This is a genomic window from Vibrio sp. 10N.222.55.B11, assembly GCF_041473705.1.
Taxonomy (GTDB): Bacteria; Pseudomonadota; Gammaproteobacteria; order Enterobacterales; family Vibrionaceae; genus Vibrio; species Vibrio crassostreae_C.
This window is the reverse complement of record NZ_JBFRST010000003.1, coordinates 123918-130030: the sequence shown is the minus strand read 5'-3', so window position 1 is coordinate 130030 and position 6113 is coordinate 123918. Positions and strand designations below refer to the sequence as shown.

The window sequence follows — 6113 nt, the reverse complement described above, 5'->3', positions numbered from 1 at the left end:
CTCGCTACTCGCTACTCGCTTAGTACGGATCTTCCGACCAACCATCGCTATCTGACATATCTGGTGCGCCAGCGATGCTGTTCTCTTCGTCTGCCCATTCACCGAAATCAATCATCTGACATTGCTTGCTGCAAAACGGGCGGTGCGGGCTTTGTTCGCCCCATTCAACGTCAGCATTACATTGAGGGCATTTAACGATGGTGATTTTCTTCGACATAGTAATTCTTAATTTGAAGGTGTAATAATAGTGGGTTTAGGCTCGAGTGAGGACTCAAGCCAAACTATAAAAGGAAATTAATTAGGTGCAGATTGCCAATTCAAATTCGATGTCTTGAGTACAGGCTTGCCCAGTTTCAAAGCTCATGAACTTAACAGCAAAGCGGTTCTTGTGACCGGAGATCATCGGGTAGGCACCGTATTGCATTGGAATAGATAGACGAAGGATATTCGCTTCATCGGCATCGCTCTGGAAGAAGCCAGCGCGAGCGATTTGCTCTTTAAAGTGACCAGTCTCTCTGGTGAGCTTCAACCACAGTGTTAGCGCTTCATACAGAGGTTGTAAGCTATCCATCCACGCTTTAGCATCTCTCATTCTCTTATCGAGAGGAAGGTGCAGCCAATAATGCAGTGCCGGTAAATCAAAGCAGCATGAGCCACCTGGAAGATTAAAGCGTTGGCGAATGGCACTCAGGAAGCGGTCTTCCTTAAGTGACTGGCCAAAACGCTCTGCCTGCATCAGAGCACGATAGATGTTACCAATGTCATTAAGCAGTGATGTCAGCATCTCTTGATCGACACCTTCAACATCCAACCAACTTTTGTAGGTTACACGTTGCTTCTCAATATCTTTTGCCAGTTCGCTCTTGAGTTGGATCTGTTCGAAGATTTCAATCAGATCAAAGATGGAACGGAAAAAGAGTTGATACTGTTGAGCATCGGAAAATGTAGAAGACAAGTGTAGCTGCCTCAAGAGTGATTCGACTCTTAAGTAGATGCGTGTTTTCTCATTTAGAGGATGTTCAAATTTATGGGTGATCATCGAGCAAACCTTCATTCAACATTGTTCTATTCTGACCCATCTACAGCACTGATTGCCAGATACTTTTGATGTAAATCTGTGATTTGAGGCAAAAGTTCTTGGTTTTTAGTATGGTTTTTAATCACGTCATCTGCAACTGCTAAGCGTTGTTCTCTTGAAGCCTGTGATTTTAAAATTGATGCAACTTGTTCCCTAGAAACATTGTCACGACTCATCGTACGTTCTATTTGAACTTCTGCTGGCACATCAACAATTAATACGCGATCGGCCATGCCTTGCATTTGGTTTTCCACCAATAGCGGTGCAACTAATAAACCATACGGGGATGTGATTTTAGACAGGTCACTGTCAATTTTGTCACGGATCATGGGATGAAGAAGATCATTGAGCCACTGCTTTTCTTTAGGATCTGAGAAGATCAGCTCACGCAGCCTACTTCGGTTGAGTGTTCCATCGTCAAGCAAGATAGACTCACCAAAGTGGTCTGTAATCTGTTTTAAGCCGACACTGCCCAGCGCAACCACTTCACGTGCCACGATATCAGCATCAACAATATCTATATTAAAATGCTCATTGAACAGGTTAGCGACCGTAGTTTTGCCACTGGCGATACCACCGCTTAATCCGATAATGATTGCCATGGTTAAATTCCTAGTACAGAAGTGAAATACCAACCCATGATGTCGTTACCCCACATCAAGCTTACCCAACCCGCAATCGCAAGGTAGGGCCCAAATGGAAAGGCTTTATCGATGCCTTGCTGTTTCAAGCGAAGTTGAATCAAACCAAACACAAGGCCAACAAGCGAAGATAAAAGGATGATCATCGGTAGGTGCTGCCAACCAAGCCATGCGCCAAGCGCAGCCAGGAGTTTGAAGTCACCGTAACCCATGCCTTCTTTGCCTGTCAGTAGTTTGAACAACCAATAAACAGACCACAGAGCCAGGTAGCCAGCCATTGCGCCAACCACAGAATCTTGCAGCGATACTGGGCTGATATTAAACAATGCTAAAGCGATACCGGACCATACTAAAGGCAAGGTGATTTGATCGGGTAACAGCATGGTATCGAGATCGATAAAGGTCGCGGTAATCAGTGCGAAGGTGAAAAAAATCAAAGCAATGGCGTAGTAACTGAAACCAAAGTGGCTAGCAACCATTGTGCAAAGTATTGCGGTAAGCAGTTCGACCAAAGGGTAGCGAGCACTGATTGGATTAGCACAGCTATGGCACTTACCCTTTAAGAACAACCAGCTTAAGACTGGGATATTGTCGACGATTCTTAATTGGGTTTTGCACTTCGGGCAGGTAGAGCGAGGAATGCTGAGGTTGAACTTTCCCTCTGGCGCTGGAATTTTATATTGAGAGAAATATTCCGAGCACTCTTGTTGCCATTCTCGTTCCATCATAATCGGTAAACGGTGTATGACGACGTTGAGGAAGCTGCCAATAAGAAGGCTAAAAATGAAAGCTAATACGGGGAATAGCCAAGGATAGTAGTGAAATACTTCCATAGTGTCCTTTACCACTTGATCTATATGAGCAGAAGTTTGCTACTCATGGGTGTTTAGTTGCTTTTAACTATCCTAACACACTCATAAGATTAAAGATCGGTAAGTACATCGCAACCACAAGCCCTCCAACAACCGTTCCTAAAAACACGATGATCAATGGCTCTAAGATCTTGCCCAGATTATCGACGGTGTTGTCTACTTCAAACTCGTAAATCGAAGCCACTTTATTAAGCATATCGTCAAGGTTGCCAGACTCTTCGCCAATCATCACCATCTGTAACACCATTTCGGGGAAGGCATTGGTATTACGCATCGCGATATACATTGGCATACCTGCAGCTGTTTCACGATGAACCTCAATGATCGCCGATTCATAATGCAAATTGCCTGCGGTTTTTGCGGTGGTTTTAAGGCTCATTAGAATCGGGATACCAGAACTAAAACTGGTGGATAGGGTTCGACTGAATTTCGCAATAGAGGCTTTGGCCATCACGCCCCCAAGTACTGGGAAGCGTAATCCTAAACGACTGGCTGATAATCGAATCGAGTAAGAGCGCTGGCACAGTTGATGGACCAATAGCGCGAGCAAGCCAATGCCCACAGCAGTATAAAAACTGTAAGCCTGCATCCAATGTGACAGATAGAGTACCTGCTGAGTAAACCAAGGGAGATCGGCACCAAACCCTGAAAACATCGATTCAAATTCGGGAATAACCATGGTCAGCATTAGGTAAGAGACAGTCAGTGCAACAATGACCACCATCGCTGGGTAAATAAGTGCTTTTATAACCTTAGACTTTAGCTGTTCACTCTTTTCTCGATAAGTTGCCAAGCGTTCGAATACTTGCGCGAGATTACCGGAAAGTTCGCCCGTCGCGACTAAGTCGGTGTAGAGATCATCAAAGTGACGGCTTGCGGTTCGCATCGCTTTTGAGATCGGAGTTCCGGCTTCTACACCTTTGCAGATGTGCGATAAAATTGATTTCATTTCTGCTTTACGGTGATTGTCTGATACCAACTTTATCGCTTGTACGATAGGCACACCAGTAGCCAGCATCGTCGCAAGTTGCCGAGTTAAAATTGTGATGTCTTTGGCTTTGACGCGATGTGTTAAACGAGTGACGGCTGAAATACTTTTCTTTTTTATTTTCTTAATCTGAATATGCTGTTCTTTGAGCTTTTCTCGTACTTCCAATTCGGTGAGCGCTAACGTTTGCCCAGACACTTTCTTGCCTGAGCTGTTAATGCCTTTCCAGTGATAGCTTTTTAATTGTGATTGTTTGGACTTGCTACTCATTGGTGCTCCATTGGTTTATATGTACAGAACACGTTGCAGCTCTTGATAGCTGGTGGTGCCTTCAAGCAATTTATCTAGCCCCGACTCTTGCAGAGTTCTCATGCCTTCTCGGCGAGCCAAGTTTTCAATGGCCAACGCGTTCGGTTTGTCGATCAGGCTGCTTTTCAGTTGATCGCTAAACGGCATCACTTCATAGATACCCACTCGCCCCGAATAACCCTGGTTACACTCATTGCAACCTTTAGGACTCGCTTTGTAGATGGTTTGGCTGTTAGGAATGGAGTGACGCAGGAATATGTCCGGTGAATCGTCAGTTTCTTTGCAGTGGTTGCATAATCGTCTTGCCAGTCGTTGGGCGATAATCAAACTCAATGATGAAGCGAGGTTAAAGGGTTCTATACCCATATGTGCGAGTCGGGTGACGGTTTCTGCGGCGGAATTCGTGTGCAGTGTCGAAAGTACTAAGTGACCCGTTTGCGATGCTTTGATCGCGATTTCTGCCGTTTCCAAGTCGCGGATCTCTCCAACCATCACCACATCAGGGTCTTGTCGTAAAAATGATCGCAGAGCTTCCGCAAATCCAAAGCCGATCTTAGGCGTCACTTGTACCTGATTGATACCACATAGGTTAATTTCCACCGGATCTTCGGCTGTTGATATGTTGCGTTCAGTTGTGTTGAGCACTCGAAGGCCAGTATATAGGGAGACGGTTTTTCCGCTGCCAGTTGGACCTGTCATTAAGATCATCCCTTGTGGGCGCTTCAGGGCATTGAGGTAGAGTGCTTTTTGATCTTCGGTGTAACCTAACTTATCGATATCTAGATTGGCCGCGCTGCTATCAAGCAGTCGAAGAACGATCTTTTCACCCCACAAGGTCGGCAGCGTTGATACCCGCATATCAATCGCCAAGTCGTCATTTAGACGCAGTTTAATACGACCGTCTTGAGGCAAGCGGCGTTCAGCGATATCAAGCTTGGCGAGGATCTTTAAGCGAGCTGATAGACGACGACTTAGGTGAGAGGCGGGTTGCTGTATTTCAACAAGGATACCATCACAACGCAGTCGCACTCGGTAGTGCTCTTCGTAAGGTTCGAAGTGGATATCTGATGCGCCTTTGCGTACCGCATCAACCAGTATCTGATTGATAAAGCGGCTGACAGGGGAATCGTCTTGGCTGAGATCTTCTATCGATGCTATCTCGTCGTCAGACACTTCAACAAGATTGGCGAGTTCATCTTGAGTGATCTCTTTGCGTTTAGAGTCTTGCCCTGAAATAGAGCGGCCATACAGCTTGCGAATCGCACCTTCTAATTCAGAGTAGTTGGCGACAACCAGTTCAATCTGTAATCCCGTCGCAAATCGAAAGTCATCTTCCGCTTGTAAATCGGTCGGGTCGGCAGAGGCGAGTGTGAGAGTCGAGCTAGATACTGAAATCGGGATAGCACGATATTTGGTAATCAGTTCACGAAGCCCTAATTGGTCACATAGTGTCTCATAGTCCATATTGGCAAGTTGTACTAACGGTAAGCCGAAGATGGTTTTAATGTTGTTTGCTAAGGAGTTGCCTGTGAAGAAATCTAGAACGATCAAAGCTTCAGGTGTCGAAATACCTGAAGCTTGTACATGTTCCGCAACAGCTTGTTCTTGAGTCAGGCTAAGTAAGTCAGCCTGACGGAGAACGGTTGGGAGGTTGGTTAGCATTATGTGTTTGGACAGTAATCAGTCGAGCCTAAGTCACAAGCAACGATCCAAGTCACGCCATGTGTAGTTAACTTAGGTGTTATTGTTAAGGTTCCAGATTTTTTAAGACCAGCTTTCCCTTTTGTTGCGTCAACTGTTGCTGTAATTGTTCCGGTAATTGTTGCTGCTGCAGAGCTTGTTGCTGCTGCTGTCACTGTAACAGTAGAGGCGACAGCAAATTTATCATTCGCGGATTTATCGAATGTTTGAGAGGCTGGAACTCCATTGTCGCCTGAAGAACATGCTGTGTTACCACTTAATAAACAAACACTTACGCCTGTTTTTATTGCGGATGAAGCATTTAGCATTTCAGATGCATGTGTTTTGTTTGTATAGTTTTGATAAGCAGGTACAGCAAATGCGGATAAGATCCCAATAATCGCCACCACAATCATCAATTCAATCAGCGTAAAGCCTTTCTGGTTCGTTCTTTTGTTCTTGTTATTCATTGTTCTATTCCATTGTTTAGTTTGTTTCAGCGCAAGCACTGGTTGATGGAAAGAATAGAAGTTGAGATGGGGTAG

The 6113-nt window shown here is 45.0% G+C and carries 7 protein-coding genes; all 7 read right to left on the bottom strand.

Annotated elements, in window-relative coordinates; all coding sequences use genetic code 11:
• Nucleotides 1-19: 19 nt before the first annotated feature.
• Nucleotides 20-217: a DNA gyrase inhibitor YacG gene (gene yacG / locus AB4503_RS00935; protein WP_010435916.1), complete on the bottom strand. Its 198-nt coding sequence runs from the start codon at nt 215-217 to the stop codon at nt 20-22.
• Between the two features lie 81 nt (nt 218-298).
• Nucleotides 299-1039, bottom strand: a complete 741-nt coding sequence (gene zapD / locus AB4503_RS00930; protein ID WP_017058947.1) for a cell division protein ZapD — start codon at nt 1037-1039, stop codon at nt 299-301.
• 26 nt (nt 1040-1065) lie between these two features.
• The gene (gene coaE, locus AB4503_RS00925) at nt 1066-1680 is read right to left on the bottom strand and encodes a dephospho-CoA kinase (protein ID WP_372113385.1); all 615 of its coding nucleotides are present in this window, start codon (nt 1678-1680) and stop codon (nt 1066-1068) included.
• Nucleotides 1681-1682: 2 nt separating this feature from the next.
• Complete coding sequence (locus tag AB4503_RS00920) at nt 1683-2552, bottom strand: A24 family peptidase (protein ID WP_017058945.1); 870 nt, start codon at nt 2550-2552, stop codon at nt 1683-1685.
• A 67-nt stretch (nt 2553-2619) separates the two neighbouring features.
• Nucleotides 2620-3849 (bottom strand): type II secretion system F family protein, encoded by a 1230-nt coding sequence (locus AB4503_RS00915; RefSeq protein WP_372113383.1) that lies wholly within the window; start codon nt 3847-3849, stop codon nt 2620-2622.
• A gap of 15 nt (nt 3850-3864) precedes the next feature.
• The gene (pilB, locus tag AB4503_RS00910; protein WP_372113381.1) at nt 3865-5550 is read right to left on the bottom strand and encodes a type IV-A pilus assembly ATPase PilB; all 1686 of its coding nucleotides are present in this window, start codon (nt 5548-5550) and stop codon (nt 3865-3867) included.
• Entirely contained in the window at nt 5550-6038 is a 489-nt protein-coding gene (locus AB4503_RS00905; RefSeq protein WP_372113379.1) for a prepilin-type N-terminal cleavage/methylation domain-containing protein, read from the bottom strand. The genes pilB and AB4503_RS00905 overlap by 1 nt, the downstream gene beginning before the upstream one ends.
• Nucleotides 6039-6113: the final 75 nt, after the last annotated feature.

Bases quoted from the DNA above. Each gene is read 5' to 3' on its own strand.
- yacG (WP_010435916.1), bottom strand. From the start codon at position 217: ATGTCGAAGAAAATCACCATCGTTAAATGCCCTCAATGTAATGCTGAC.
- zapD (WP_017058947.1), bottom strand. From the start codon at position 1,039: ATGATCACCCATAAATTTGAACATCCTCTAAATGAGAAAACACGCATC.
- coaE (WP_372113385.1), bottom strand. From the start codon at position 1,680: ATGGCAATCATTATCGGATTAAGCGGTGGTATCGCCAGTGGCAAAACT.
- AB4503_RS00920 (WP_017058945.1), bottom strand. From the start codon at position 2,552: ATGGAAGTATTTCACTACTATCCTTGGCTATTCCCCGTATTAGCTTTC.
- AB4503_RS00915 (WP_372113383.1), bottom strand. From the start codon at position 3,849: ATGAGTAGCAAGTCCAAACAATCACAATTAAAAAGCTATCACTGGAAA.
- pilB (WP_372113381.1), bottom strand. From the start codon at position 5,550: ATGCTAACCAACCTCCCAACCGTTCTCCGTCAGGCTGACTTACTTAGC.
- AB4503_RS00905 (WP_372113379.1), bottom strand. From the start codon at position 6,038: ATGAATAACAAGAACAAAAGAACGAACCAGAAAGGCTTTACGCTGATT.